Genomic DNA, 23,170 nt, shown 5'->3' on the forward strand with positions numbered 1-23,170 from the left:
GCCAATTAACTTTTATAGATAATGGATAATACAATACCATGCTTAATAATTATGTTTTACGTAGTGTTCGCTATATGTTGGATCTAAGCGATGCCCAAATGGTTAAAATCGTAAAACTCGCAGATTTGGCTGTTACAAAAGAAGAAATGGTGACTTGGTTAAAAAAAGATAATGAGCCTGAATATGTTGAGTGCAATGACAATGTAATGGGGCATTTTCTGAATGGTTTAATCTATCACCGCCGTGGTAAAGATGAAAATCATCCCGCACCTGACGTTGATAGCCGCCTGAATAACAATATTATGCTCAAAAAATTACGCGTAGCTTTTGAATTAAAAGATACAGATATGATTGAAATCTATCAGCTTGTTGATTTTCGTGTATCCAAACCTGAGCTTAACGCTGTTTTTCGTAAACCAGGACATAAAAACTATCGCGAATGTGGGGACCAATTATTGCGTTACTTCCTAAAAGGCCTGACAATTCGTCTACGTGGTGATAAATAACTATTTCCTCTGTTTGTTTTTTGTTCATTAATTTTGCATTTTTCTGACATTTGTCTATAATGAAAATGACAAATGTCAGGAGGTTCAAATGAGAAACTATATCCCCACAACCCCACCTCAACCGACTGCTTCATCTTTTAAACCACTATGGCGCCATGTAGGGTTACCTGCCGAACGTGGTATTGAATTGACCCACTTCTTACGCCAAGGGCTGTCTGTCTCTGTTTTAGACAATATCCAAGAATGGTCAGGGATGAGTAAAACTGAATTATTACGGATATCCGGCATTAATGAACGCAATATTGCTCGTCGCAAAAATGCAGGCCAACCCCTCAATGCTGATGAAAGCGAACGAATTGCTCGTCTAGTACGCGTATTCGATGCGGCAGTGCGTTTATTTAATGGAGATAAACATGCAGCAGGTGATTGGCTTAATCACCCCGTTAAAGGGTTAGGCCATTTACGCCCTATTGAGCTTATTGCGACAGAAAGTGGAGCCATTGAGGTAATTGATTTGATTGGCCGCATTGAGCATGGTGTGTTTTCATGATTTTGTATCGATTGGTTAAATCCAGTTTTATTCACGATGCATGGTCTGGTCAAGGAGCCATGCTCTACGGTGGGCGTTGGAATCATAAAGGAACTCCCGCTGTTTATACTTCAACCAGTATTTCATTAGCCACCCTTGAAATACTCGTTCACATCAATCAAGACTTACTATTAAACCAGTTCAGTTTGCTATCCATCGATATCAATGACAGGTACGTGATGAAATTATCGTTAGACCACCTTCCAACAGATTGGCAGCAAGACCCAGCGCCAACTTCTACCATGGATATTGGTACTACATGGCTAAATAACCAAGATAGCTTAGTATTATTAATTCCCTCTTGTATTATTCCCTACGAATACAATGCAATTATTAACCCGTTGCACCCGCAATTTCAAAAAGCCATACATACCGTTAAACCGCTGGATTTTAGTGTTGACCCACGCTTAGCATAGTTAAATATTTGCTAACAAATACTGTAAAAAAGTGTCTATCTTCGGTGATAATGCACTACGGCTCGCATAAACCGCGCGCAGCTCTATTGGGGCTGGTGATACTCCATCGAATTCTATTTGCACTAATTTATTCTGTGTAATCTGTTCGGCACACGCTTCTAATGCCAGAATGGCATAACCAACGCCGTTCATTGCGGCAGCGTGAGCTAGAATGCCACTATTTACTCGATAATTACTGTTAATTATCACTTTTTGCTGTAAACCCTCTGAATCAATAAATATCCATGGTTGCCCCTGCAATGCACTCAAGCTTGAAATACACGGCATATTAGCTAAGTCCTTAAATAAACATGGTTTTCCTACTTGTTCAATTAATTGGGGAGCGGCAACTACAACACTTTGCCATGATTTGATTAAACGTGAGTGATAGCTACTGTCCTCAAGGTGACCGCGATGAAATGTGAGTAATAAATCAATATCATCACTAATAACATCTTGAGGCATTAATTGTGTATCACAGTGAATATTTAATTGTGGGTGTAATAATGCAAACTTCGCTAATAAATCCGCGAATAATAGACTACCAAATTCACTGGGGATAGTTAGTCGTAACGTTCCAGTAAGTTGTTGTGGATGACAAATTTGCACCACAACCTGCTCTAATTCACTAACTAACCTTTGGCTTTGCTCAAATAAAATATTTCCTGTTTCAGTTAGCCGCATTTGCCGGGTTGTACGTTCAATTAACTGGCTGTTAAGTTGTTGTTCCAACTGTTTAATATAACGGCTCACATTCGATGTTGGCATTGAAAGTAATTTTGCCGCATTGACAAAATTTCCTTGTGTCGCAACGGCAATAAATACTTTCAATAAATTCAGGTCAACAGCCATTTCTAATCCCTACAGTTCACTCTCTATTAATCTGAACTAATAGCATTAGCAGTATCCAAAATCCATTATTTTTTGATACCGCTCTGCCAGCAATACTTCCATGTCTAATTGAATTAACTCATTTAAATCAGTGAGTAATTGTTGTTTTAATTGTTCTGCAGCTAACTGATAGTCACGGTGAGCTCCACCCAAAGGCTCTGAAATAATGGTATCGATAATGCCTAGTTCTTTTAACCGTGGAGCAGTCATTCCCATCACTTCTGCTGCAATTTGTGCCTTTTGAGAGTCTTTCCATAAAATAGAAGCACAACCTTCCGGAGATATCGCTGCATAAGTACTGTATTCCAACATATTAATACGATCCCCCACACCAATGCCTAACGCACCACCAGAACAACCTTCACCTGTAATGACACAAATAATGGGCGTTTTTAAGCGCGACATTTCCATAATATTACGAGCAATGGCTTCTGCTTGTCCGCGCTCTTCAGCGCCAACGCCAGGATAAGCTCCCGCAGAATCAATAAATACCAATACAGGTAAGTGGAAACGTTCCGCCATTTTCATCAAACGGAGTGCTTTGCGGTAGCCTTCTGGCGACGGCATACCAAAATTACGCATAACTTTCTCTTTTGTTGTACGCCCTTTTTGTTGCCCCAGCACCATAACCGGCCTACCATCCAAACGAGCAAGCCCCCCCACCAGCGCCTTATCATCAGCAAAAGCACGGTCACCGGCTAATTCTTGAAATTCAGTAAATATTAATGAAATATAATCAAGAGGATAAGGCCTTAATGGATGCCTAGCTAATTGAACAATTTCCCATGCCCCAAGAGATGCAAATATCGTTTTCGTCAGCGAATGACTCTTTTTTTTCAAGAGCTGGATTTCTTCATCTAATTTAATTTCTGAAGGGTGCCCTTTCTGTTTGAAGGCAATAAGCGCCTCAATTTTATCATTAAGTTCAACAATGGGTTTCTCAAATGCAAGAAAATGGTTAGTCATATCGTTCCTAAAATGGTAACTGCAATCTTAGGAGTGTAACCAGAGAATCAATCCCATTCCATGCCTGAAAATAGGATTGATTATTACCAAAAGTGGGATAGTTATTTAGCGTTGATTTTTCTTCAATTGATTTAATTTTAAACTATTTTCCATGATTTTTTGAAAATTAGGGCATAAAAAGTGATTTTTTTCAGGGCAATTCGCAATGTGTAAAATACCTTTTTTTAATGCAGATAACCCCTGTATGGTTTGCTCAATCTCCTCGGCTTTTTCGAGTAAGCTCGCACGTTCAATATTAGGGCCATCCTTATGATTGAGCATGGTAGCAATTTCGTCGAGTGAAAATTTAGCTTCCTGCCCTAATGCAATTAAAGATAAGCGGGTCATAACATCTTTCCCATGATAAACCCGTTTTAACCCCTTGCGGCCTATCGGTTTAATCAAACCTCTTTCTTCATAATAACGTAAGGTTGATGCCGCTAAACCTGATAATTGGCTAACTTGAGAAATATCTAGTTCATCATGCATGAGATAATAACCCGCTCTAACATTCACAACTCAAGCTAATTGTTGCCGTAATAGTACCGTGATCGTGCCATTCATAAATATCTCACGGTCAACTACGTAACCCAATTTTTCAGCCACGCGTAAAGATGCTAAATTCCTCGGCTCAATAAAACAAATAGATTGCCGAAACTTATTTTCTTTTATTAGCCAAGACAATGCAGCCTGCATCGCTTCTGTTGCATAACCTTTTCCTTGATATTCAGGTGCAATGACCCAGCCCGCTTCCGGAATGCCTTTAACTTGCGGCTCGACCATACGATGAAAATCTGCAAACCCCAAATCACCAATATATTGGCCACTCACCTTTTCGCGGACAGCCCAATAACCAAAACCTAATAATGGCCATAAGCCACCATAAGCTAACATTCTCATCCATGACTCGCGCTCGCTAGATGGCATACCGCCAATGTAGCGAACCATCGACTCGGTCGCCCATAACTTCGCAAGTGCAGGAAAATCACTCACTTGGTGTTTATTTAATATTAATCTGTCTGTCTCAAGCTCAGGTATTACAGCCATTGATTGCATCTCCTTGCTATCTAAATGGGGGTTCATCAAACGTTCTTAATTTCCTTGAATGTAATTTATCCCCTTCTTGCCTCAATAAATCAATAGCACGAATACCTATTTGTAAGTGTTCAGAAATTGCACCTTCATAGAAACTGTTTGCTTGGCCCGGTAATTTAATCTCACCATGCAAAGGTTTATCCGAAACACATAAAAGCGTACCGTAGGGAACCCTGAAACGATAACCTTGTGCTGCGATTGTGGCACTTTCCATATCCACTGCAACAGCGCGACTTAAACTAAAGCGGCGAGCCGTTGCAAAAAAGCGTAATTCCCAGTTTCTATCATCTGTTGTAACAACGGTTCCTGTTCGTAGCCGTTGCTTTACCAACTCCCCAGGCATATTACTAACTTGTTTCGTTGCGTCATACAGCGCGCGTTGGACTTCTGCAATACTTGGAATAGGAATATCTGGCGGTAATACATCATCAAGAATATGGTCATCACGCAAATAAGCATGTGCCAAAACATAATCACCAATTTTTTGGCTTTCTCTTAATCCACCACAATGGCCTATCATCAACCAAGCATGTGGTCGTAAAACCGCTAAATGGTCGCAAATATTCTTTGCATTTGAAGGCCCAACACCGATATTCACTATAGTAATCCCTGCACCATCCCTAGCGATTAGATGATATGCAGGCATTTGAAATTTTTTCCATGTTAAATCAGAAGTGGCAATTTGCGGGTCTGCATTTTCAGCGGTTAAATAATTATGCCCTACACAAGATAATGCAATATAACGACTTTCAGGATCTCGTACCTGTTCACATGCCCAATTCACGAACTCATCAACATAACGGTTATAATTGGTGAACAAAATATACGGTTGAACATGCTCAGGTGGGGTTCCGGTATAATGTTTCAAACGTGCTAATGAAAAATCCACACGTAATGCATCAAAATGTGACAGTGGCATTTCATCCGTAGCAGAATACAAGCCATCGGTAATATCATCACTAATGTGAGATAAATCGGTTATAGGAAAATATGCAGCTAAATTACTGCTCATACTCCTATCCAACACTAAGTCTGACCCATCAATGACAAAAGGATAAGGAATTTCAATTTTTGAAGGGCGAACAGCAAAAGTAACATCATAATCCTGTTGCAAAATAGACAGCTGTTCAACTAAATAGGCACGGAATAAATCTGGCTGCGTCACCGTAATGGTGTAATCGCCTCGTTTAACAAAGCGAGCATAAGCACGTGTTTTTTCACAATGATCGATTTTTCCTTCCCATGTTACACATAGCTCGGGGTAAGCGAATAACCCATTTTCCCTTTCTGTAATATCTGGTATGCGGCCTTCTTTTACATAAATAGCGATAGCGTCCCTTAATGAATCTATCGCATTGCTATATAACAACGAAAGTTTATCCAAAACATCTTCAATAGATAAGTTTTCATATTTCTGGCATTTTTCCAAAGACACACACAACTCCTTATCATCAGATAAAATCATCTCCGATAACATAGAGTATCAGTGTGATAGTTGCAAAATATATCGAGACTAATGTGCTTATCCCACAATTAATATATTCACAATTAATGTACTACAAAGGATAAAACAATGGGTAATGTGAACACAGCAACCACGGTTTGTAAGGTTATTATGCCTGCCATTAACTGGCTATCTCCATTTAACTGGCGCGTTAAAATATAAGCGGTTGGTGCAGTGGGAATAGCAAAAAATAGCACTAATAGGGTTGTTTCAAGATTTGGCAATGAAAATAAACTCGCTACTGTTACCGCTAAAATAGGCATAAGAAGTAAGCGTAACAGTGTCGATGTCATGATGGGTTTAAATTCACTTCTCAACGTTGAGGTTTGTAATGCGGCCCCAATACAGATTAGGCCTAGTGGTAAACTAGCGGCTGCGAGTAATTTTAAAAATTGATCAGATCCAAACGGTAACCCCACAGGCGATATATTTAATAACACTCCCACAACACAAGAAATAATTAATGGATTTTTTATGATCGGCAATAAAATTTGCTTAACGGAGACTTTTTGCCCAGAAGATAATGAAAGTACAGCTATGACATTACAGCTTGGCACTAAAACAGCCATAATGACTGCAGCAATAGCAATGCCTTCTTTACCAAATAAATCTGCAACAATGGCCAGCCCTAAATAAGTATTAAAACGCGTAATTCCTTGGATATGAGCCCCAAATCGTGGGATAGGAATTTTGAATAAATATTTGCAACCAAGAACTAACGCAGAACTAATCGCTAAAACACATAGAATGGCGCTCGCTAAATAGGGTAATTTAGGGTTATCCAATGGTGCTATTGCTAAACTGTTGATTAATAATGCAGGGAATAAAATGTAATAGTTTAACTTTTCAGCACTCGGCCAAAAATCAGTGCCAACTATTGTCGAACGACGTAATACAAAACCCATTGCAATCAGAGCAAATAATGGCCATAAAACTAATAAAATCTTATCCATGAGAACGTAGTCTGTTTTATTTGAGTATTAGGTAAGCATATTAATTAGTCTATCGTTAAATTTTTGTGACAGATAGGTAAAAAAAGCTCTATTTCAATATTTTGGCTTTTCTCTCATTCATTTTTGCATCAATCAAAATTTAATCGATTATCGCTTGTTTATATTTAAATAAATATTTTTCCACACAAAAACTGAACCCTAAAATTATCTCACTTAGGCATATAAAAATCATTTGCTTACCACAACAATATTATGTATTTTTATTCACTATAAATGCATAATTAAAGAGGTTGGTATGTTTAAAAAATTAGTTTTTGCTGGCTGTATGTCATTGGCAGCCTTCGCCGGGAATGTTTACGCAAAAGAAAGCTATACGGTTGGTGCTGGTGGGACTTACCGTCCATTCGAATATGAAAATAGCCAAAAACAACTCGAAGGCTTTGATATTGATATCATTAAAGCCATCGCGGAAGCAGAAGGTTTTGACGTTAAACTTGTCAATACTCCTTGGGAAGGGATTTTTGCGACTTTATCGTCAGGTGATAGGGATATTTTAATTTCGGGGATTACAATTACCGATAAACGCAAAAATATGGTTGATTTTTCTAATCCCTATTTCCCTGCTGAGCAAGCGATCGTTATCAGCGAAACATCTGATGTAAAAGATTTAAATAGCTTAAAAGAGCTGAATGTAGGTGTCGTCAACTCCAGCACAGGTGACATTGTTGTTTCTGATGTAATCGGAAAAAACAGTACATCAATTAAACGTTTCGACAATACACCGCTTTTATTACAAGAGCTATTTGAAGATGGTATTGATGCAGCTGTTGGTGATGTTGGTGTGATTAAATATTACATAAAAACGCACCCAGAGAAAAAATTTAAACTGATCTACGATAACCACTTCGAAAAACAATATTTTGGTATTGCTGTCGCAAAAGGAAATAGCGAATTACAGCAAAAAATAAATAATGGCTTAGAAAAAATTATTGCAGACGGTACTTACAATAAAATTTATCAAAAATGGTTTGATGAAAACGTTCCTCAATTACCAAAACAATAATTAAATCTAACTTAAGGCCATCCTTAGATGGCTTTTTCATGTTATAAATCAGGGTGAAAATTAAGATGTCTGCGTTTCGTTGGGAAATAATTGAAGAATATGCTCCATTATTTGCTGAAGGCGCAATGATGACGATAAAAGCAACCATCATTTGCGTTATTTTAGGCTCATTATGGGGGTTAACTCTCGGCTTAGGAAGAACTGCCAAAGCTGAGCAAGGAATTTGGAAACCGATTTTACATTATTTTGTGCAGTGGCCTGTTCGCTTCTATGTCAGTGCTTTTCGTGGTACTCCGCTATTTGTTCAAATAATGGTTGTTCACTTTGCCTTAGTTCCACTATTTATTAACCCGCGTGATGGCCTATTTGTTACCTCAGGGATAATGTCTATTGATACGGCTAAAATGCTCCGCTCCGATTACGGTGCATTTTTATCTTGTGTCATTGCAATCACTTTAAACTCAGGGGCTTATGTTTCTGAAATTTTTCGTGCGGGCATTCAATCTATTGACAAAGGGCAGATGGAAGCCTCGCGTGCGCTTGGTATGAGTTGGGCAAAAACAATGCGTAAAGTGATCCTTCCACAAGCTTTTCGTCGTATCCTTCCCCCGCTTGGAAATAATGCCATCGCGATTGTTAAGGATTCCTCCCTTGCTTCCGCAATTGGCTTAGCTGATCTCGCCTATGCAGCGAGAACGGTATCCGGTGCTTATGCAACTTATTGGGAACCCTACTTAACGATATCTGTGATTTATTGGATGCTGACATTTATACTTGCTCAGCTGGTGCAATATATGGAAAGAAGGTTGGGCAGAAGTGATTTACGTTAATAATTTACAAAAGAAATTTGGCGATGCTCATGTACTTAGAGGTATTTCTTGCGAAGTTAAACCTCAAGAAGTGATTTGTGTCATAGGCCCTTCTGGCTCAGGCAAAAGTACCTTCTTACGGTGTTTAAACGCACTAGAACGCCCAGATGGCGGTGAAATACAAGTTAACGGTTTTAACGTTCATGACCCTAAAACAGATTTAAATAAAATGAGAGAAAATGTGGGGATGGTGTTTCAGCGTTTTAACTTATTCCCCCATATGACCGTGTTAGAAAATTTAATGATGGCACCAACCTTAGTAAAAGGAATAAAAAAGGAACTGGCACTTAAACAAGCTGAACAGCTCCTAACCAAAGTAGGGCTGTTAGATAAAATTGATGCATGGCCTGCCAGTTTATCCGGTGGGCAGCAGCAACGTGTTGCTATTGCCCGGGCCTTAGCAATGCAACCGTCCATTTTGTTATTTGATGAACCGACGTCTGCGCTTGACCCTGAATTAGTTGGGGAGGTACTTTCTGTGATGAAAACCCTAGCGAATGAAGGTATGACGATGGTTATCGTCACCCATGAAATGGGATTTGCACGTGAAGTTGCTGACCGCGTTATGTTTATTGACCAAGGCATAATTCAAGAAGAAGGCACACCAGAACAACTCTTTACTGCACCTAAAAACCCACGAACTGCGGAGTTTTTAAGTAAAGTACTTTAATTTTATTACCTGCTTAGTAGGCTAAGCAGGTTTTTCTGATATCCAAATCTTTTTATTATCGATAAGCTAAGAATATTATTCCTTAATAAAACTTAAGTTATGGATATCAAAAGCCTCTGTAAACAATACCGCTCAGGGAAAAAATTTAAATATATTTTCTTCTGGGGCCACCAAACCAAGCAAAGCCAAATTACAAAAAGCTGTTTCAGCCAGTGGTACCCTTCCCCATTTGTTATCAATAATCACCGTTTTGCTAGCGCAGAGCATTTTATGATGGCAGAAAAAGCACGCTTATTTGGTGATTTAGAAACATTGGATAAAATTATTCATGCACCAAATCCTGGTGCAGCTAAAGCATTTGGCCGTGAGGTTCGTGGGTTTAAACAAGATATATGGGATGAAAACCGTTTTACCATTGTTGTTGCGGCGAATATGGCCAAATTTTCTCAAAATAAAGAAATTAAGCAGTTTTTACTTGCCACAAACGAACGTGTTCTGGTTGAAGCTAGCCCCGTTGATAAAATTTGGGGAATAGGCCTTGCCGAAGATGCTGAAAATATTGAAAACCCATTAACATGGAAAGGGTTAAATCTGCTCGGTTTTGCATTAATGGAGGTTAGAAGTCAGTTAGCCAATCTAACTGCCTAATTTTTGCTTATTTTCTGATAAAAACAAAAAACCCGTTGTGACTAAACAACGGGCCTATCGATAGGTTACTGAATATAGGATATGCTACTGCGTTTTATTACAAAGGCATTCTATATTCAATTACTCCTGGTTTTTCTGCTACCCAATTATACAATTTTTGACCTCGTAAATTGGTTTCCTGTGTATGCCAATATAAGCGGCCACATTGTTTTTCTTGTGCTTGTGCATGTACAAATTCAATTAATTGTTTTCCTACATGCCGCCCGCGCATTTCTGGTGTCACATATAAATCTTCTAGGTAACAAAAATCATTTTCTGCCCATGTTGAACGGTGAAATAAATAATTCACAAAACCAACAACTTTTCCACCTTCAAGCGCAACCGCACAATACATCGGTTCATTTTCATCAAAAAAGCGCTCCCATGCTTTTAGGGTAATTTCTTCGCTTAAATCTACTCGATAAAATTTTTGATATTCCAGCCAGTACACTAACCATGCAGGATAATGTTCTGGAGCAACAAATTCTACGGTAACTGATAATGTTGTTTTACTCATAATAACCCTTCCATTTGTAGACATATTACATAATGGAGTTATAGTACATAGCAATCTGGCCCTGTATAAGAGACACTTTTGTTATTTATTTAGGAACCACTTAATGCGACGCCAACAACATGCGCAGTTCCCATTACTTTTACTTGAAGATGGACACATTAAGGAAAATGTTTATCACACAATACGTAACGCTATCTTAGATGGACGTATTGCTGCCGGTGTTAAACTACCCTCATCGAGAGCATTAGCAGAAATGATGTCAATCTCGCGAAATTCAGTTATTGCTGGGTTTGAACGATTAATTGATGAAGGGTATCTTTACTCTAAAAAAGGCTCAGGAACTTATGTGTCACCCCATATTCCTGATGAATTAGTTGGCACTATAAGTAGTACTAAACAGCGTGACCAATCTGGATACCCTGCATTAAATCTGAACCCAAGAGTTTCTACTTTAACAAATTTATGGAAAAACTCACGGCCGAATACCGATAAGAACTCAATGTTTAATATTGGTATTGGCTGTGTAGACCAATTTCCACATGAATTATGGGGTAGATTATTAGGCCGAGTTTGGCGTAAATCTAAACATACAATTACGCATTTTAATCACCCTGATGGGTATACCCCGCTTAAAAATTTATTAGTCGATTACGTTCGTTCTACTCGCGGAGTTCATTGTAAACAGCAACAAATTATTATTGTCAATGGAACACAGCAAGCTATTAACTTAGCCGCAAAAGTCTTATTACAACAAGGGGATAAAGTATGGTTAGATGACCCTGGCTATGATAGTGCGAGAGCTATTTTAACCGCAGCAGGTGCTGAGATTGCCGCTATTCCATCTGACAGAGAAGGAATGGATATTGTATACGGTGCAAAACATCATGAAACAGCAAAATTAATTTACACCACGCCTTCTCACCAGTTTCCTCTCGGCACCACTCTCAGCTTACCGAGACGTTTAGCATTATTGGATTGGGCACAACAAAATAATGCATGGGTTTTTGAAGATGACTATAACAGTGAATTTCGTTTTCTATCAAAACCTATTCAAGCCTTACAAGGCTTAGATAATCATCAACGTGTTATTTATGCAGGGACATTCTCTAAAATGATGTATCCCGGTTTTCGTTTAGGTTTTTTAATTGTGCCAGAAATTCTGAGTGAGGCATTCACCATGATGAAATATTATAGTGATAGCCACTGTAGTTATTTAGAGCAGGCAGCTTTAGCGCAGTTTATCCAAGAAGGCCACTATGCACGCCACGTCAGAAAAATACGAAAGATATGTTACGACCGACAAAATACGTTTATCAATGCCATCAACCATTATCTCCCGCATATATTTGATGTACAAATGACAGACTCAGGCATTCATACCGTTTGTTGGGTTAAAGATGGTTATGATATTAACCTGATCCTTAACCAATGCCGTCTGTTAGGCTTTGGTGCACAACCGCTATCGCGTTACTGCATTCAGAGTGCTCACCAAAATGCGATTCTATTTGGCTACGCTGCTCATGGTGAAAACGAGATAATTAGCAACGTAAAACTACTTAGCGAACAATTGAGTAAAATATACCCTAGTTAAACAAAAATGATTTTCAGCTTTTATCCGATAGCTAGAAATTTTTCTAATCTTTATAACTGTACCTTAATAGCATTGTTTATATTGAGGTACTTTTATGACAAAAATAAATTATCCACATGAGTACGAAGTTGGCGATGTTGTCTTTACCAGTATTGGGACCGAATTATTTCGCCAAATAGCCTCAGCATCTTTATGTTGGAGTAACCATGTTGGCATGATTGTCGGCCATAATGGCGAAGACTATTTGATTGCAGAAAGTCGTGTTCCGCTTTCAACAACCACAACCTTATCTCGCTTTATTTCCCGTTCATCTGGTAATCGTTACAGTGTACGTCGATTTGCTCATACACTAACCCATGAACAAAAATCAGCATTAGTCGCTGAAGTTCCTGCTCGCTTAAACAAATTTTACCACACCGGGTTTAATTACAATTCACCTAGGCAGTTTTGCTCTAAGTTTGTTTTTGATATTTACCAATCTGCGTTATCAATCCAAATTGGCGAAATTGAAACCTTTGAAGAATTATTAACTAAAAATCCGAGTGCAAAATTAAATTTCTGGAAACTTTGGTTTATTGGTCATATCCCATGGAAACGCACTACAGTGACGCCCGCAAGCCTATGGAATCACCCTGAACTATCACTCATATATCGTAGTCATGAGGATATTCATTAATAACCAATATGGATTTAAATACGTAAAAAGCACTCGATAGAGTGCCTTTAAATACAACAGCCTGAGTCTGCAATGATACTTATTTTTTCTTATTCATCATTGATTTTAAATCAGCAAATGGGTTATAGGTTGCTGCTTCAACATCATTTTGCGCATCTTCCCCTGCAACAACATTAGTGCCATACATCTCAGCCTCTGTGTACTTCGAATGCTCATGATCATGGCAAAATAGGCATAATAGTTCCCAATTGCTGCCATCTTCGGGGTTATTAGTATGATCATGGTCGATATGGTGAACGGTTAATTCACGCAAATTTGAATACACAAACTCGCGGGTACAGCGCCCACAAACCCATGGATAAATCTTAAGTGCTTTTTCACGATAGCCACTTTCCAATCGCGCATAGTTTTTAGGGATCAAAGCCATTGCCAATATTCCTATTGAAGATCGTAATTTTGAAATAATACGCCTAATATACCTCAAGTCAGAACAAAAAAAGAAACTCAATGCAACAAAAAACCCAGATATCATGAAGTCCCAATTTTATAGGGCACCTCATCAATTCTGGGTCCTTTTATCCGTTAATTTATACTTAGATTACTTATTCAACAATTCTCTGCGAATAATCTCAGCACCCGCACTTAATGCATTGAGTTTACCGGTTGCGACACGACGAGATAACGGCGCCATCCCACAGTTTGTTGATGGATAAAGTTTATCTGCATCCACAAATTGCAGTGCTTTACGTAGCGTATTGGCGACTTCTTCTGGTGTTTCGATAATATTACTGGCTACATCAATCGCCCCCACCATCACTTTTTTACCGCGAATAAGCTCAATCAAATCCATTGGAACATGTGAGTTATGGCATTCCAAAGAGATAATATCGATATTCGAGGTTTGTAGTTTTGGGAAAGCCTCTTCATATTGTCGCCACTCGGAGCCCAACGTCTTCTTCCAATCAGTATTAGCTTTGATGCCGTATCCATAACAGATATGAACCGCAGTTTCGCATTTCAGCCCTTCAATGGCTCTTTCTAACGCGGCTACGCCCCAATCATTCACTTCATCAAAGAATACATTAAAAGCTGGCTCGTCAAACTGAATGATATCAACGCCCGCCGCTTCAAGCTCTTTTGCCTCTTGGTTCAAAATCTTAGCAAATTCCCACGCCAATTTTTCACGACTTTTGTAATGATTATCATACAGGGTATCAATCATCGTCATTGGTCCAGGAAGCGCCCATTTTATCGGCTGGTTCGTTAGCTTACGTAAAAATTTAGCATCTTCGACAAAAACAGGCTTTTGACGTTCAACCGCGCCAACCACCGTTGGCACACTTGCATCATAACGATCGCGAATTTTAACCACTTCACGCTTTGCAAAATCAACACCGCTGAGATGCTCAATAAATGTCGTCACAAAGTGCTGACGTGTTTGCTCACCGTCACTAACAATATCAATTCCAGCACGCAGTTGATCTTCAAGGGATAAGCGCAGTGCGTCTTGTTTTCCCTCAATGAGCTCTTCATTTTGCAACTTCCAAGGAGACCAAAGCGTCTCAGGTTCAGCAAGCCAAGAAGGTTTTGGTAAGCTACCCGCGGTAGATGTTGGTAATAATGTTTTCATAATAATTGACCTTAAATATTTATAATTAATCAAAGCGCGTAGTTAGCAGACCATTGCTCTAGAATATGCCTATAGGGTTCAATAAAGTGTTCTTCCGTATATTTCCCTTGCTCAATAGCCAATCGGCTACGTTCTTCGCGGTCATAAACAATTTTTGTTAATGAATAATCTTGGTTCGTCAAACTCGGTTGATAGCATGGTCCCGCAACGGAGTTCGCATTGTAAATCTCCGGACGATAAATTTTCTGGAATGTTTCCATCGTGCTAATCGTGCTAATTAATTCAATATTGCTGTAATCGCTCAGCAAATCTCCCGTAAAATAAAATGCCAGCGGTGCAACACTGTTTTGAGGCATAAAATAACGAACCTGTAATCCCATCTTTTTAAAATATTGATCCGTTAATGAAGCCCCATTTTGCTGATATTCAATACCTAGTACAGGGTGTTGATTACCCGTACGATGATAAATATCTTTATTTGAGACACTTAAACAAATGACTGGCGCCTTACTAAAATGGGTTTTGTATTCGCTAGAATTAACAAAATATTTAAAGATATTCCCATGTAAGTCACCAAAATTTTCTGGAATACTAAAGTTTGCTTGGTCTTTATTGTGGTCTAACAATAAAACACTAAAATCATAATCACGCACATAAGATGAAAAGTTATTTCCAACTATGCCCTCAGTACGTTTGCCTGTTTTGTGATCAACAATATTGGTTTTCAATATTTCAATCACAGGAAAGGTATTACTATTCCCTTCAACACTCATCTCAACAGAAATAATTTCAAGTTCGATAGAGTAACGGTCACTTTTAGGGTTATCCCAGTAAGCTAATGTATTGAAACGGTTGTTCATCATGACAAGCGTGTTACGCAAATTTTCTTGGCGATTTTTCCCTCTGGCTAAATTAGCAAAGTTAGTTGTAATACGTGTATTTTCAGAAGGATTATAATTTTCGTCAAAAAGACTACTTTTAATCGTAAATGTAAAATTTTTGTTCATCGTCTCGTCACACCCTAAATTCCAAGATGGAAACTCAATTGACTTCTTGATTTTCTAGAAGTTTTAGTTGTCCATTCATCAATCTTTATGTTGTAAATACGTTAATTTGTTTGCGTTGTCTAATTTATGCCAGAGCTGTTGATTGAGTGAAAGCGACTTAATTTCATTTCAAACATGAACGATTTTCATGATCATTTATTTCACTTATTTTAATTATGTGACAGAGAACTAAGAAATATTATTTTTCATTATAATTCATAGTATTAAGTGTATTATATGGACAATTTCCTAGAGGGGATGAATACTCGACACGAAGACTTAAACATTGGTCAGTGAAATAAATTTATTTAGTACATATAGAAAAATCGACAAAACACTCACGCCCTCATTGGTAAAAGATATTGTGGATGGTATCAACCGCAAAGGCGCACATTCGCTACAAGTACACCCCCGTACCGCCACTGGAAAACCTGACATTAACGCAAGAATTCACTGACGAGTATTTCGCTGTTTTTGACCAACTGGGCTAAGGAATTTGAATTATGGGTATGCCTAAAAAACTCTTTTTGTTTGACCTATACATTGATGGCCAAACCTACCTTGGACAAGTAGAAGAAGTCACCCCGCCAAAGCTGTCATTAAAAACGGAGGATTATCAGGGTGCCGGTATGGTGGGCTCCGTTGCTGTCATGATGGGCTTTGATTCTGGCGCATTAGATATGGATGCCTCTATGGGTGGCCTAATGTCGGAATTATTAGAAAGTTGGGGCGCGACGATTGACGGTAAGCAATTCCGCTTTGCTGGCTCTTACTACGATGATCCAACCGGTGAATCCGTTCCGTGTGAAATTCAAACTCGCGGGCGTTTCACTGAATTGGATTTCGGCAGTGCGAAAGCCGGCGATAACACAAACAACCATGAGCATAGCCATGATATAGAACTTTATAATGAGTGACATAGCTCAATCAATGATAAATTTTTCTGATAATATCAAAAATTCAATCCTATTGTTATGTTTCGTTTACTCTATTTGTGCTAATCTACGCGGCAAAAATTAAGAGTGAATTGTTAAAAAGCTAGTTATGATCCAGAAAATACAAAATGTAATTTTAAGCAAAATAATGCTGAAGTTTATCGCATTATTTTTTCTCTTTTCTATATTACACAAGGTAATGGGCTATCCATTCAAGCCGCTGTATATATTTTTCATAAGCATTGGTTTGCTTTATGTGAAAAATAGTATCTACCGTTTTATTGTTTTATTTTTCACTATTTTAGCTGCTATTTATTTACCTGTCGGGTTGATCTATGGCTCCCCTACATATAATACAGTTGCTTCCTTTTATTATACCGACATACAAGAATCACGAGAATTTATATCAAATATAGATAATAAATATTTTATTTATTCTATCTTAATACTCGCTTTTGGAACTTTAGTTAGCTTTATTAAAGCCAATTCGATGAATTATCATAAAAAGACAATACTAAGTATCGTAATGGTGGTTTTTTTCTTCACTCCCTCAAAATATGCTTTAAGTGGTAAATATGAGAGAGCGGCTAATTCAGGAACACCAGAAACTCGTTTTTTTACAGAGCTCATTTATTCTATTTATTCCTTAATCAATGAGGTTGAATTATATACAAGTGATGACACTTTTAAAATCACTGACGTTAATAACCAATATGATACTTACGTTATTGTTATTGGTGAAAGTGTCCGAAAAGATTTTATGCAAGAATACGGTTTTAAAATACAGAACACACCATTTATGAGCTCCATCAATGGGACTTTTTTTACTAACTACACTTCTGCAGCGAGTTCGACACAACCTTCTTTAACGCATAGCTTATCCTTATATCCTGAAATCGGTAATAACATCATGACATTAGCTAACAAAGCAGGTTTTGATACTTACTGGTTATCTAATCAAGGATTTGTGGGTGAATATGACGGCTCAGTTGCCGCTATTGGACGAAGAGCAAACAATAGTTTTTTTATTAAAAGAAGAAGTTCAGATGATAAATCAGTCTCTCCAGACGATGCATTGTTACCAGAATTTAAATTGGCTTTGAAGTCCCAAGTACCTAAAAAACTTATTGTTGTTCATCTTATGGGAAGTCATACGCCATTTTGTACCAGAACAGAGGAGCAGTTTGATCATTTTTATCAGAATAAAAAATTCTCTTGTTATGTCCAGAGTATAAAAAATACAGATAAATTGTTATCAGAAATATATTCTGACTTAAGTAAAACTAAATCAAAATGGTCAATGATGTATTTTTCTGATCATGCGTTATCTTTAACATATGACAAAAATGAATTGGCACATAGTGATAAGTACAAGCAGAACTATGAAGTGCCTTTTTTCATCACATCTTATAATTCTAAGCATAAAGAAATAATAAACAGCCGTCGTAGTGGGCTAAGTTTTATGTCTTTATTTTCTCAGTGGACCGGAATAGAAGAAAGTAATATTGAAAGTAATTGTGATATGTTGTCTAAAAATGATTGCCCTAACCAAAATATCATAATTGATTTTAATAGAAATCATCGCATGTTTGATGATTTACCCGATGATTATTCCAAATAAGAATAAAATGGGATGCCTTCACTCATAAGGCATCCTTAAAATATGACGGATAAACTAGCCAAATAATATCCGACGCAGTTGAAATCTCTACTCGATTTAATATTACTCGATATATTTTCCAGGCGCTTAATTGTAATTTCTCACTTTCTAAAGCAATCCCTAAATCTAATGTATCTTATAATGGAGTTATGATCTTATCTGCATGATTGATCAATTTAACTTTACATTTATTAGCTATGTAAACTTCTTTTTCTTTCAATTCAGTCGCTCCAAGTTCTTTCCATTCTGGGAATCGGTTAAAGTTTTGTATAACTTTGAAACCTAATTTCTCGGTTTTTGTAAACTCATCATAAGTAGACTGGAACACCCAAACGCCTTTTAAGTCACTTTCAATCTCAGCACTAAATCATACGGATAGTTTGCGTGCGACCTGAGCCCTCGGCCAATAATGGTTTATAAGTTTCAGGGCAATTCGCCACGACCACCAATAACCCCGATTTATCAAACAAACCAATTTCCCTCATCCACCAACCGCCCTCATTTTCAGGGATCACTTGTTCCGCAATAACTTGGTTAACGGCTCAGATTCTAAGTCCAATGTACGTGCAATCGTTTCCCGCTGCTCTACTAGCATAGCAGCTATTAACGCGGCTTTTCGCTCGGCGAATAGCACCTCATAATCTAATAACTCGACCACATCCGATGCGGGTAACAAACTCAAATCGTTACCTATCATGGATATGAAAGTGGAAAAGCTAAAATATCATTGGAGTCTGCGATGAAATTCTTTAAGCACCCCCGATTTAGAAAATACCGAGATTGGTTCATGTTCGATGAGGTGAATCCCGAAGCTGGCCAAATCGCACCGGCTTTAGCGCACACTAGGCACGAAAATTCAGGCTCACCCCACTCAGACAAGAAAACTAGTTAACAATTTTTCGCAACCCATTTTATGATGAATGGCGGTAGTATTATTACTTTGCAGAGGATCTTAGGGCACTCAACATTACAGCAACCCCTGACCTACGCACACTTTGCACCGGACTTTCTTCAAGATGCGATTACATACAACCCATTAAAAGGAGGAACAGAGTTAGCTTAATAGGTTGTTCGTTTTAGGATGATTTTGAGGACGAAAAGCAATACAAATTTAACTTTTGCATATCCACAAATTGTCCACACTTGAACACTTTTAGGCACTTTTGAACCTTTTTTGTACAGATTATGCACAAAAAAAGGCACTCGCCCCCGAGTGCCTTTTGACTACAACTCACTGAATATAAAGTAAATTACACCTATTCAGCGGTTCTGGTACTTGTGCGGATTAGGTAATCAAATGCGCTAAGTGCGGCTTTTGCTCCTTCTCCGGCTGAAATAATAATTTGCTTATAAGGGACTGTAGTACAATCACCTGCAGCGAAAATACCTTTAATACTGGTCTCATTACGAGCGTCAATTTCAATTTCGCCCATACGGTTTCTGGCGACCGTATCACCTAACCAATTGGTATTTGGCAATAAACCAATTTGTACGAATGCGCCAGCCACTTCCAATAAATGTACGCTATCATCGGTACGGTCTTTATACTCAAGTCCGGTCATTTTACTGCCATCGCCTTTTACTTCTAAGGTTTGTGCATTGACGATAATATCGACATTTTTCAGACTACGTACTTTTTGCTGTAATACTGAGTCTGCTTTCAATTCTGGTGCAAACTCCAGTACGGTCACATGTTCAACCACACCCGCTAAGTCGATAGCCGCTTCAATACCCGAGTTACCGCCACCAATAACAGCAACACGTTTACCTTTAAATAATGGGCCATCACAATGCGGACAGAATGTTACGCCTTTAGTGCGATATTCTTGTTCCCCCGGAACACCCATATTTCTCCAGCGCGCACCCGTTGAAATAATGATACTGCGTGATTTTAAGATACCACCTGATGCTGTTTCGATTTGGTGTAATCCACCTTCTTCTGCAGCTGGGATCAGTTTTGCAACTGATTGACCATCAATAACATCAACATCATAGTTGTCCACGTGGTTCTTTAATGCACCTGCAAAAATGGCACCTTCCGTTTTGATAACTGAAATATAGTTTTCAATATCAACCGTATCCATGACTTGGCCACCAAAACGCTCACCAATCACACCAGTGCGGATCCCTTTACGAGCCGTATAAATTGCCGCTGAAGCCCCTGCTGGACCACTACCAATAACAAGCACTTCAAAAGGTTCGCGCTCTGTTAGTGATTTTGCTGCACGCGCATCCGCATTGGTATCGACTTTGCTAACAATCTCGCTTAATGTCATACGCCCTTGACCAAACTCTTTTCCATTCAGGAAAACCGCAGGAACGCCCATTACATTACGTTCATCAATTTCATTTTGGAAAAGTGCACCATCAATAGCGGTATGACTAATATTTGGATTTAAAACTGCCATCAAGTTCAGTGCCTGAACAACATCTGGGCAGTTATGGCAAGATAAAGAATAATAAGTCTCAAAATGAAACTCGCCTTCAAGACCTTTAACCTGCTCTAATAACTCTTGTGCTTCTTTCGATGGATGACCACCGATTTGCAATAAAGCCAGCACAAGAGACGTAAATTCATGTCCCAGAGGCGAGCCGGCAAAACGCAAACCACTATCTGTACCTGGGTTAGTAATTAAAAAAGAAGGTGTTCTTACTGCACTATTTCGTTCTTCACGTACAGTGACTTTATCAGACAACGACGCAATTTGTTCTAACAGCTGTTTGATTTCATTTGATTTTTGGCTGTCATCTATATTAGCAACTAATTCAACGGGCTTAGTTAAACGTTCTAAGTAGGCTTTCAATTGTGCCTGTAAATTATTGTCGAGCATGTAATCCCCTTTAATTTTTATCATAAAATCGGGTACATATACCCGTCATGATCCAAGTTGCAGGCCTAGACACCTGCAACCTGAATTATTCAGTATTAATCAATTAAGCTAGATTAATTAGATTTTGCCGACTAAGTCCAAAGATGGGGACAGCGTTGCATCACCTTCTTTCCATTTAGCTGGGCAAACTTCACCTGGGTGGCTAGCAACATATTGCGCTGCTTTTACTTTACGCAGTAAATCTGAAGCGTCACGGCCAATGCCTTCTGCTGTAACTTCAATCGCTTGGATGATACCTTGTGGGTCAACAACGAAAGTACCGCGGTCTGCTAAGCCTTCATCTTCACGCATGTTTTCGAAGTTACGTGTTAATGCGCCTGTTGGGTCACCAATCATTGCATATTTGATTTTACCGATAGTTTCTGAACTTGCATGCCATGCTTTATGGGTAAAATGTGTGTCAGTAGAAACAGAGAAAATTTCAACACCTAATTTTTGGAATTCTTCATAATGGTCAGCAATGTCACCCAATTCTGTTGGGCAAACAAAGGTGAAGTCAGCTGGATAAAAGAAGAAAACACTCCATTTACCTGCAACATCTTTCTCAGAAACTTCGATGAATTCACCGTTTTTAAATGCTTGGTTAGTAAATGGTTTGATTTGAGTATTAATTAATGACATATGATGTTCTCCTGTTTGGTTGCCTATTAAGTTACTGTTTTACAGCAGCTTAATCCAATCATTACCTACTATCGATTTGATAGGTACAGCCTAATCATATTTTAAAAATTAATAGGTGAGACATTAAAACGCTTCCTGTTCTGTTCAGCAAGCGTTTTATTTATAAGGTCTATTTTATGTTCAGTGAGTTAAGCCATGGTGGCAATCGTTTTGCGAAAACGAATGAGTGCGAGGGAAAAGAATACAGCGCCAATCACAACGAGCACTGCAAATTGAGGCCAAACAATTTGGAAACCTGCTCCGCGATATAAAATCGCCTGAGCTAGACTAACAAAGTGTGTGGTCGGCATGGTTAACATAATATCTTGAACGAGCTGGGGCATGCTTTCTCGTGCTGTCATCCCGCCAGAAAGCATGTTTAATGGCAACAGTACTAAAATCATCAACAAACCAAACTGAGGCATAGATCGTGCAATTGTCCCCATAAAAATACCAATTGATGTTGTCGCAAATAAACTCAAGGCAACTCCACACATAAACAATAAGATAGACCCTTCTATGGGGACTTGTAGCAATGTTTTTACCACTAAAATTAAGGAAACACCGGATGCAATCAATACCACCAGCCCCATTGACCATATTTTTGACATCATAATTTCAAATGGTGTTAGTGGCATGACCATCAAGTGCTCAACGGTACCGTGCTCTCGCTCCCTGATAAGTGCTGCCCCCGTCAAAACGATCGATAGCATCGTAATATTATTGATAATTGCCATAACAGAACCGAACCATGACTGCGTCAAGTTAGGATTAAAGCGCATGCGCACTTCCAGATCGACAGGCAAACTCGCATTACTGCGGTATTTTGCTAAAAATTCGTTCACTTCACCTAAGGTAATGTTTTGAATATAACTATTCCCTAAGAAGGCTTGGCTCATTCGTGTTGCATCAATATTCACCTGAATTTCTGGATGCCGGCCGGCAAGCACATCACGTTGAAAATTAGGCGGAATATCTAATGCAAATGTATATGAGCCACGGTTTAACAAGCCATCAATTTGGTCTGGTGTGATATCTATGGGGGGTAAGAAATAAGGTGCGTAAAAGCTATTGATTATCCGGTTTGATAACTGTGACTTATCTTGGTCAGCAATCGCAATGGGAGCATTATGTAAAGAACCGGGTGTCACCGTTGCCGACGAATAAATCGATACCGTAAAAGCAAAGACAATCAAGGCTAGCATTGCTTTATCGCGGCCCAGACTGCGCAATTCTTTGATTCCTAAATTAAAAATATTCTGAATTTTACGTATCAT

Annotated in this window: 24 protein-coding genes and 7 pseudogenes; 14 read left to right on the top strand and 17 right to left on the bottom strand. The window is 38.6% G+C overall.

Annotated elements, in window-relative coordinates; genetic code table 11:
* The first annotated feature begins 38 nt into the window (after positions 1-38).
* From PR725_RS07290 to PR725_RS07300, 3 genes are all read left to right on the top strand, one after another.
* Positions 39-506 (top strand): DUF1456 family protein, encoded by a 468-nt coding sequence (locus PR725_RS07290; protein WP_109912201.1) that lies wholly within the window; start codon positions 39-41, stop codon positions 504-506.
* An 88-nt stretch (positions 507-594) separates the two neighbouring features.
* Entirely contained in the window at positions 595-1,056 is a 462-nt protein-coding gene (gene parS, locus PR725_RS07295; RefSeq protein ID WP_272568324.1) for a type II RES/Xre toxin-antitoxin system antitoxin, read from the top strand.
* Positions 1,053-1,511 carry an RES family NAD+ phosphorylase gene (locus PR725_RS07300; protein ID WP_004910825.1) on the top strand — a complete coding sequence of 153 codons (459 nt, stop codon included), beginning with the start codon at positions 1,053-1,055 and terminating at the stop codon, positions 1,509-1,511. The genes parS and PR725_RS07300 overlap by 4 nt, the downstream gene beginning before the upstream one ends.
* Here the strand turns inward: PR725_RS07300 and PR725_RS07305 are convergent, their stop codons facing one another.
* The 6 genes from PR725_RS07305 to PR725_RS07330 all read right to left on the bottom strand — a co-directional run bounded on the left by PR725_RS07305 (position 1,512) and on the right by PR725_RS07330 (position 6,998).
* Positions 1,512-2,402, bottom strand: a complete 891-nt coding sequence (locus PR725_RS07305) for a LysR family transcriptional regulator (protein ID WP_109912199.1) — start codon at positions 2,400-2,402, stop codon at positions 1,512-1,514.
* 45 nt (positions 2,403-2,447) lie between these two features.
* Entirely contained in the window at positions 2,448-3,407 is a 960-nt protein-coding gene (accA, locus tag PR725_RS07310) for an acetyl-CoA carboxylase carboxyl transferase subunit alpha (RefSeq protein ID WP_109912198.1), read from the bottom strand.
* 105 nt (positions 3,408-3,512) lie between these two features.
* On the bottom strand, positions 3,513-3,935 hold the full coding sequence (locus PR725_RS07315) for a helix-turn-helix domain-containing protein (protein ID WP_004910820.1): 423 nt from the start codon (positions 3,933-3,935) through the stop codon (positions 3,513-3,515).
* Between the two features lie 30 nt (positions 3,936-3,965).
* Positions 3,966-4,529 (bottom strand): GNAT family N-acetyltransferase, encoded by a 564-nt coding sequence (locus PR725_RS07320; protein WP_080641505.1) that lies wholly within the window; start codon positions 4,527-4,529, stop codon positions 3,966-3,968.
* On the bottom strand, positions 4,510-5,970 hold the full coding sequence (locus tag PR725_RS07325; protein WP_375372754.1) for an AMP nucleosidase: 1,461 nt from the start codon (positions 5,968-5,970) through the stop codon (positions 4,510-4,512). The genes PR725_RS07320 and PR725_RS07325 overlap by 20 nt, the downstream gene beginning before the upstream one ends.
* A 119-nt stretch (positions 5,971-6,089) precedes the next feature.
* Entirely contained in the window at positions 6,090-6,998 is a 909-nt protein-coding gene (locus PR725_RS07330) for an AEC family transporter (protein WP_196723394.1), read from the bottom strand.
* 295 nt (positions 6,999-7,293) lie between these two features.
* Between PR725_RS07330 and PR725_RS07335 the strand changes: the two genes are divergently transcribed.
* The 4 genes from PR725_RS07335 (at position 7,294) to PR725_RS07350 (ending at position 10,248) form a co-directional block, all read left to right on the top strand.
* Complete coding sequence (locus PR725_RS07335) at positions 7,294-8,061, top strand: basic amino acid ABC transporter substrate-binding protein (RefSeq protein WP_109912195.1); 768 nt, start codon at positions 7,294-7,296, stop codon at positions 8,059-8,061.
* A gap of 65 nt (positions 8,062-8,126) precedes the next feature.
* The gene (locus PR725_RS07340; protein WP_004910811.1) at positions 8,127-8,891 is read left to right on the top strand and encodes an amino acid ABC transporter permease; all 765 of its coding nucleotides are present in this window, start codon (positions 8,127-8,129) and stop codon (positions 8,889-8,891) included.
* Positions 8,878-9,600 (top strand): amino acid ABC transporter ATP-binding protein, encoded by a 723-nt coding sequence (locus tag PR725_RS07345; RefSeq protein ID WP_109912194.1) that lies wholly within the window; start codon positions 8,878-8,880, stop codon positions 9,598-9,600. The genes PR725_RS07340 and PR725_RS07345 overlap by 14 nt, the downstream gene beginning before the upstream one ends.
* Before the next feature lie 99 nt (positions 9,601-9,699).
* The gene (locus tag PR725_RS07350) at positions 9,700-10,248 is read left to right on the top strand and encodes an NADAR family protein (protein ID WP_123381954.1); all 549 of its coding nucleotides are present in this window, start codon (positions 9,700-9,702) and stop codon (positions 10,246-10,248) included.
* Between the two features lie 97 nt (positions 10,249-10,345).
* Here PR725_RS07350 and PR725_RS07355 read toward each other — a convergent pair whose 3' ends face one another.
* A complete protein-coding gene (locus PR725_RS07355) occupies positions 10,346-10,804 on the bottom strand; it encodes a GNAT family N-acetyltransferase (RefSeq protein WP_184957443.1) in 459 nt (152 codons plus the stop codon).
* A 103-nt stretch (positions 10,805-10,907) separates the two neighbouring features.
* Between PR725_RS07355 and pdxR the strand changes: the two genes are divergently transcribed.
* Positions 10,908-12,395, top strand: coding sequence for a MocR-like pyridoxine biosynthesis transcription factor PdxR (gene pdxR, locus PR725_RS07360; RefSeq protein WP_110731923.1), 1,488 nt, complete (start codon positions 10,908-10,910; stop codon positions 12,393-12,395).
* A 94-nt stretch (positions 12,396-12,489) separates the two neighbouring features.
* Positions 12,490-13,071, top strand: a complete 582-nt coding sequence (locus PR725_RS07365; protein ID WP_272568334.1) for a YebB family permuted papain-like enzyme — start codon at positions 12,490-12,492, stop codon at positions 13,069-13,071.
* A gap of 79 nt (positions 13,072-13,150) precedes the next feature.
* Here the strand turns inward: PR725_RS07365 and yajD are convergent, their stop codons facing one another.
* The 3 genes from yajD to PR725_RS07380 all read right to left on the bottom strand — a co-directional run bounded on the left by yajD (position 13,151) and on the right by PR725_RS07380 (position 15,708).
* Positions 13,151-13,498: an HNH nuclease YajD gene (gene yajD / locus PR725_RS07370; RefSeq protein WP_004910806.1), complete on the bottom strand. Its 348-nt coding sequence runs from the start codon at positions 13,496-13,498 to the stop codon at positions 13,151-13,153.
* Positions 13,499-13,669: 171 nt separating this feature from the next.
* Complete coding sequence (locus PR725_RS07375; RefSeq protein ID WP_109912189.1) at positions 13,670-14,701, bottom strand: methionine synthase; 1,032 nt, start codon at positions 14,699-14,701, stop codon at positions 13,670-13,672.
* Between the two features lie 29 nt (positions 14,702-14,730).
* Positions 14,731-15,708 carry a DUF1852 domain-containing protein gene (locus PR725_RS07380; RefSeq protein ID WP_004910801.1) on the bottom strand — a complete coding sequence of 326 codons (978 nt, stop codon included), beginning with the start codon at positions 15,706-15,708 and terminating at the stop codon, positions 14,731-14,733.
* A 364-nt stretch (positions 15,709-16,072) separates the two neighbouring features.
* Between PR725_RS07380 and PR725_RS07385 the strand changes: the two are divergent.
* The 3 genes and pseudogenes from PR725_RS07385 to PR725_RS07395 all read left to right on the top strand — a co-directional run.
* Positions 16,073-16,238, top strand: a pseudogene (locus tag PR725_RS07385) (phage tail protein); the annotation flags it as partial.
* A 12-nt stretch (positions 16,239-16,250) separates the two neighbouring features.
* A pseudogene (locus PR725_RS07390) lies at positions 16,251-16,649 on the top strand (phage major tail tube protein); the annotation flags it as partial.
* A gap of 142 nt (positions 16,650-16,791) precedes the next feature.
* Entirely contained in the window at positions 16,792-18,303 is a 1,512-nt protein-coding gene (locus PR725_RS07395) for a phosphoethanolamine transferase (RefSeq protein WP_109912187.1), read from the top strand.
* Positions 18,304-18,325: 22 nt separating this feature from the next.
* On the opposite strand, the pseudogene PR725_RS21850 reads toward PR725_RS07395, so the two are convergent.
* The 4 genes and pseudogenes from PR725_RS21850 to PR725_RS07410 all read right to left on the bottom strand — a co-directional run.
* Positions 18,326-18,466: pseudogene (locus PR725_RS21850) on the bottom strand (tail fiber assembly protein); the annotation flags it as partial.
* A gap of 12 nt (positions 18,467-18,478) precedes the next feature.
* On the bottom strand, positions 18,479-18,670 hold the full coding sequence (locus PR725_RS07400; RefSeq protein WP_004910797.1) for a hypothetical protein: 192 nt from the start codon (positions 18,668-18,670) through the stop codon (positions 18,479-18,481).
* 37 nt (positions 18,671-18,707) lie between these two features.
* Positions 18,708-18,878 (bottom strand): annotated as a pseudogene (locus PR725_RS07405) (phage tail protein); the annotation flags it as partial.
* Positions 18,863-19,039, bottom strand: a pseudogene (locus PR725_RS07410) (baseplate assembly protein); the annotation flags it as partial. The pseudogenes PR725_RS07410 and PR725_RS07405, both read right to left, overlap by 16 nt.
* On the opposite strand from PR725_RS07410, the pseudogene PR725_RS07415 reads away from it, so the two are divergent.
* A pseudogene (locus PR725_RS07415) lies at positions 19,031-19,234 on the top strand (XRE family transcriptional regulator); the annotation flags it as partial. The pseudogenes PR725_RS07410 and PR725_RS07415 sit on opposite strands and share 9 nt — an antisense overlap.
* A 6-nt stretch (positions 19,235-19,240) precedes the next feature.
* Positions 19,241-19,405 (top strand): annotated as a pseudogene (locus PR725_RS07420) (phage integrase); the annotation flags it as partial.
* Between the two features lie 193 nt (positions 19,406-19,598).
* On the opposite strand, the gene ahpF reads toward PR725_RS07420, so the two are convergent.
* From ahpF to PR725_RS07435, 3 genes are all read right to left on the bottom strand, one after another.
* On the bottom strand, positions 19,599-21,173 hold the full coding sequence (gene ahpF / locus PR725_RS07425; protein WP_109912186.1) for an alkyl hydroperoxide reductase subunit F: 1,575 nt from the start codon (positions 21,171-21,173) through the stop codon (positions 19,599-19,601).
* Between the two features lie 117 nt (positions 21,174-21,290).
* A complete protein-coding gene (ahpC, locus tag PR725_RS07430) occupies positions 21,291-21,854 on the bottom strand; it encodes an alkyl hydroperoxide reductase subunit C (protein WP_004910793.1) in 564 nt (187 codons plus the stop codon).
* Positions 21,855-22,042: 188 nt separating this feature from the next.
* Positions 22,043-23,167, bottom strand: coding sequence for an ABC transporter permease (locus tag PR725_RS07435; protein WP_164529349.1), 1,125 nt, complete (start codon positions 23,165-23,167; stop codon positions 22,043-22,045).
* Positions 23,168-23,170 lie beyond the last annotated feature (3 nt).

Origin of the sequence: Providencia sp. PROV255, from assembly GCF_028478065.1 — a bacterium.
In the GTDB taxonomy this organism is placed as follows: domain Bacteria; phylum Pseudomonadota; class Gammaproteobacteria; order Enterobacterales; family Enterobacteriaceae; genus Providencia; species Providencia rettgeri.

Excerpts from the sequence above, each read along its gene's own strand:
- PR725_RS07290 (WP_109912201.1), top strand. The coding sequence starts at position 39 with ATGCTTAATAATTATGTTTTACGTAGTGTTCGCTATATGTTGGATCTA.
- parS (WP_272568324.1), top strand. The coding sequence starts at position 595 with ATGAGAAACTATATCCCCACAACCCCACCTCAACCGACTGCTTCATCT.
- PR725_RS07300 (WP_004910825.1), top strand. The coding sequence starts at position 1,053 with ATGATTTTGTATCGATTGGTTAAATCCAGTTTTATTCACGATGCATGG.
- PR725_RS07305 (WP_109912199.1), bottom strand. The coding sequence starts at position 2,402 with ATGGCTGTTGACCTGAATTTATTGAAAGTATTTATTGCCGTTGCGACA.
- accA (WP_109912198.1), bottom strand. The coding sequence starts at position 3,407 with ATGACTAACCATTTTCTTGCATTTGAGAAACCCATTGTTGAACTTAAT.
- PR725_RS07315 (WP_004910820.1), bottom strand. The coding sequence starts at position 3,935 with ATGCATGATGAACTAGATATTTCTCAAGTTAGCCAATTATCAGGTTTA.
- PR725_RS07320 (WP_080641505.1), bottom strand. The coding sequence starts at position 4,529 with ATGAACCCCCATTTAGATAGCAAGGAGATGCAATCAATGGCTGTAATA.
- PR725_RS07330 (WP_196723394.1), bottom strand. The coding sequence starts at position 6,998 with ATGGATAAGATTTTATTAGTTTTATGGCCATTATTTGCTCTGATTGCA.
- PR725_RS07335 (WP_109912195.1), top strand. The coding sequence starts at position 7,294 with ATGTTTAAAAAATTAGTTTTTGCTGGCTGTATGTCATTGGCAGCCTTC.
- PR725_RS07340 (WP_004910811.1), top strand. The coding sequence starts at position 8,127 with ATGTCTGCGTTTCGTTGGGAAATAATTGAAGAATATGCTCCATTATTT.
- PR725_RS07350 (WP_123381954.1), top strand. The coding sequence starts at position 9,700 with ATGGATATCAAAAGCCTCTGTAAACAATACCGCTCAGGGAAAAAATTT.
- PR725_RS07355 (WP_184957443.1), bottom strand. The coding sequence starts at position 10,804 with ATGAGTAAAACAACATTATCAGTTACCGTAGAATTTGTTGCTCCAGAA.
- pdxR (WP_110731923.1), top strand. The coding sequence starts at position 10,908 with ATGCGACGCCAACAACATGCGCAGTTCCCATTACTTTTACTTGAAGAT.
- PR725_RS07365 (WP_272568334.1), top strand. The coding sequence starts at position 12,490 with ATGACAAAAATAAATTATCCACATGAGTACGAAGTTGGCGATGTTGTC.
- yajD (WP_004910806.1), bottom strand. The coding sequence starts at position 13,498 with ATGGCTTTGATCCCTAAAAACTATGCGCGATTGGAAAGTGGCTATCGT.
- PR725_RS07375 (WP_109912189.1), bottom strand. The coding sequence starts at position 14,701 with ATGAAAACATTATTACCAACATCTACCGCGGGTAGCTTACCAAAACCT.
- PR725_RS07380 (WP_004910801.1), bottom strand. The coding sequence starts at position 15,708 with ATGAACAAAAATTTTACATTTACGATTAAAAGTAGTCTTTTTGACGAA.
- PR725_RS07395 (WP_109912187.1), top strand. The coding sequence starts at position 16,792 with ATGATCCAGAAAATACAAAATGTAATTTTAAGCAAAATAATGCTGAAG.
- ahpF (WP_109912186.1), bottom strand. The coding sequence starts at position 21,173 with ATGCTCGACAATAATTTACAGGCACAATTGAAAGCCTACTTAGAACGT.
- ahpC (WP_004910793.1), bottom strand. The coding sequence starts at position 21,854 with ATGTCATTAATTAATACTCAAATCAAACCATTTACTAACCAAGCATTT.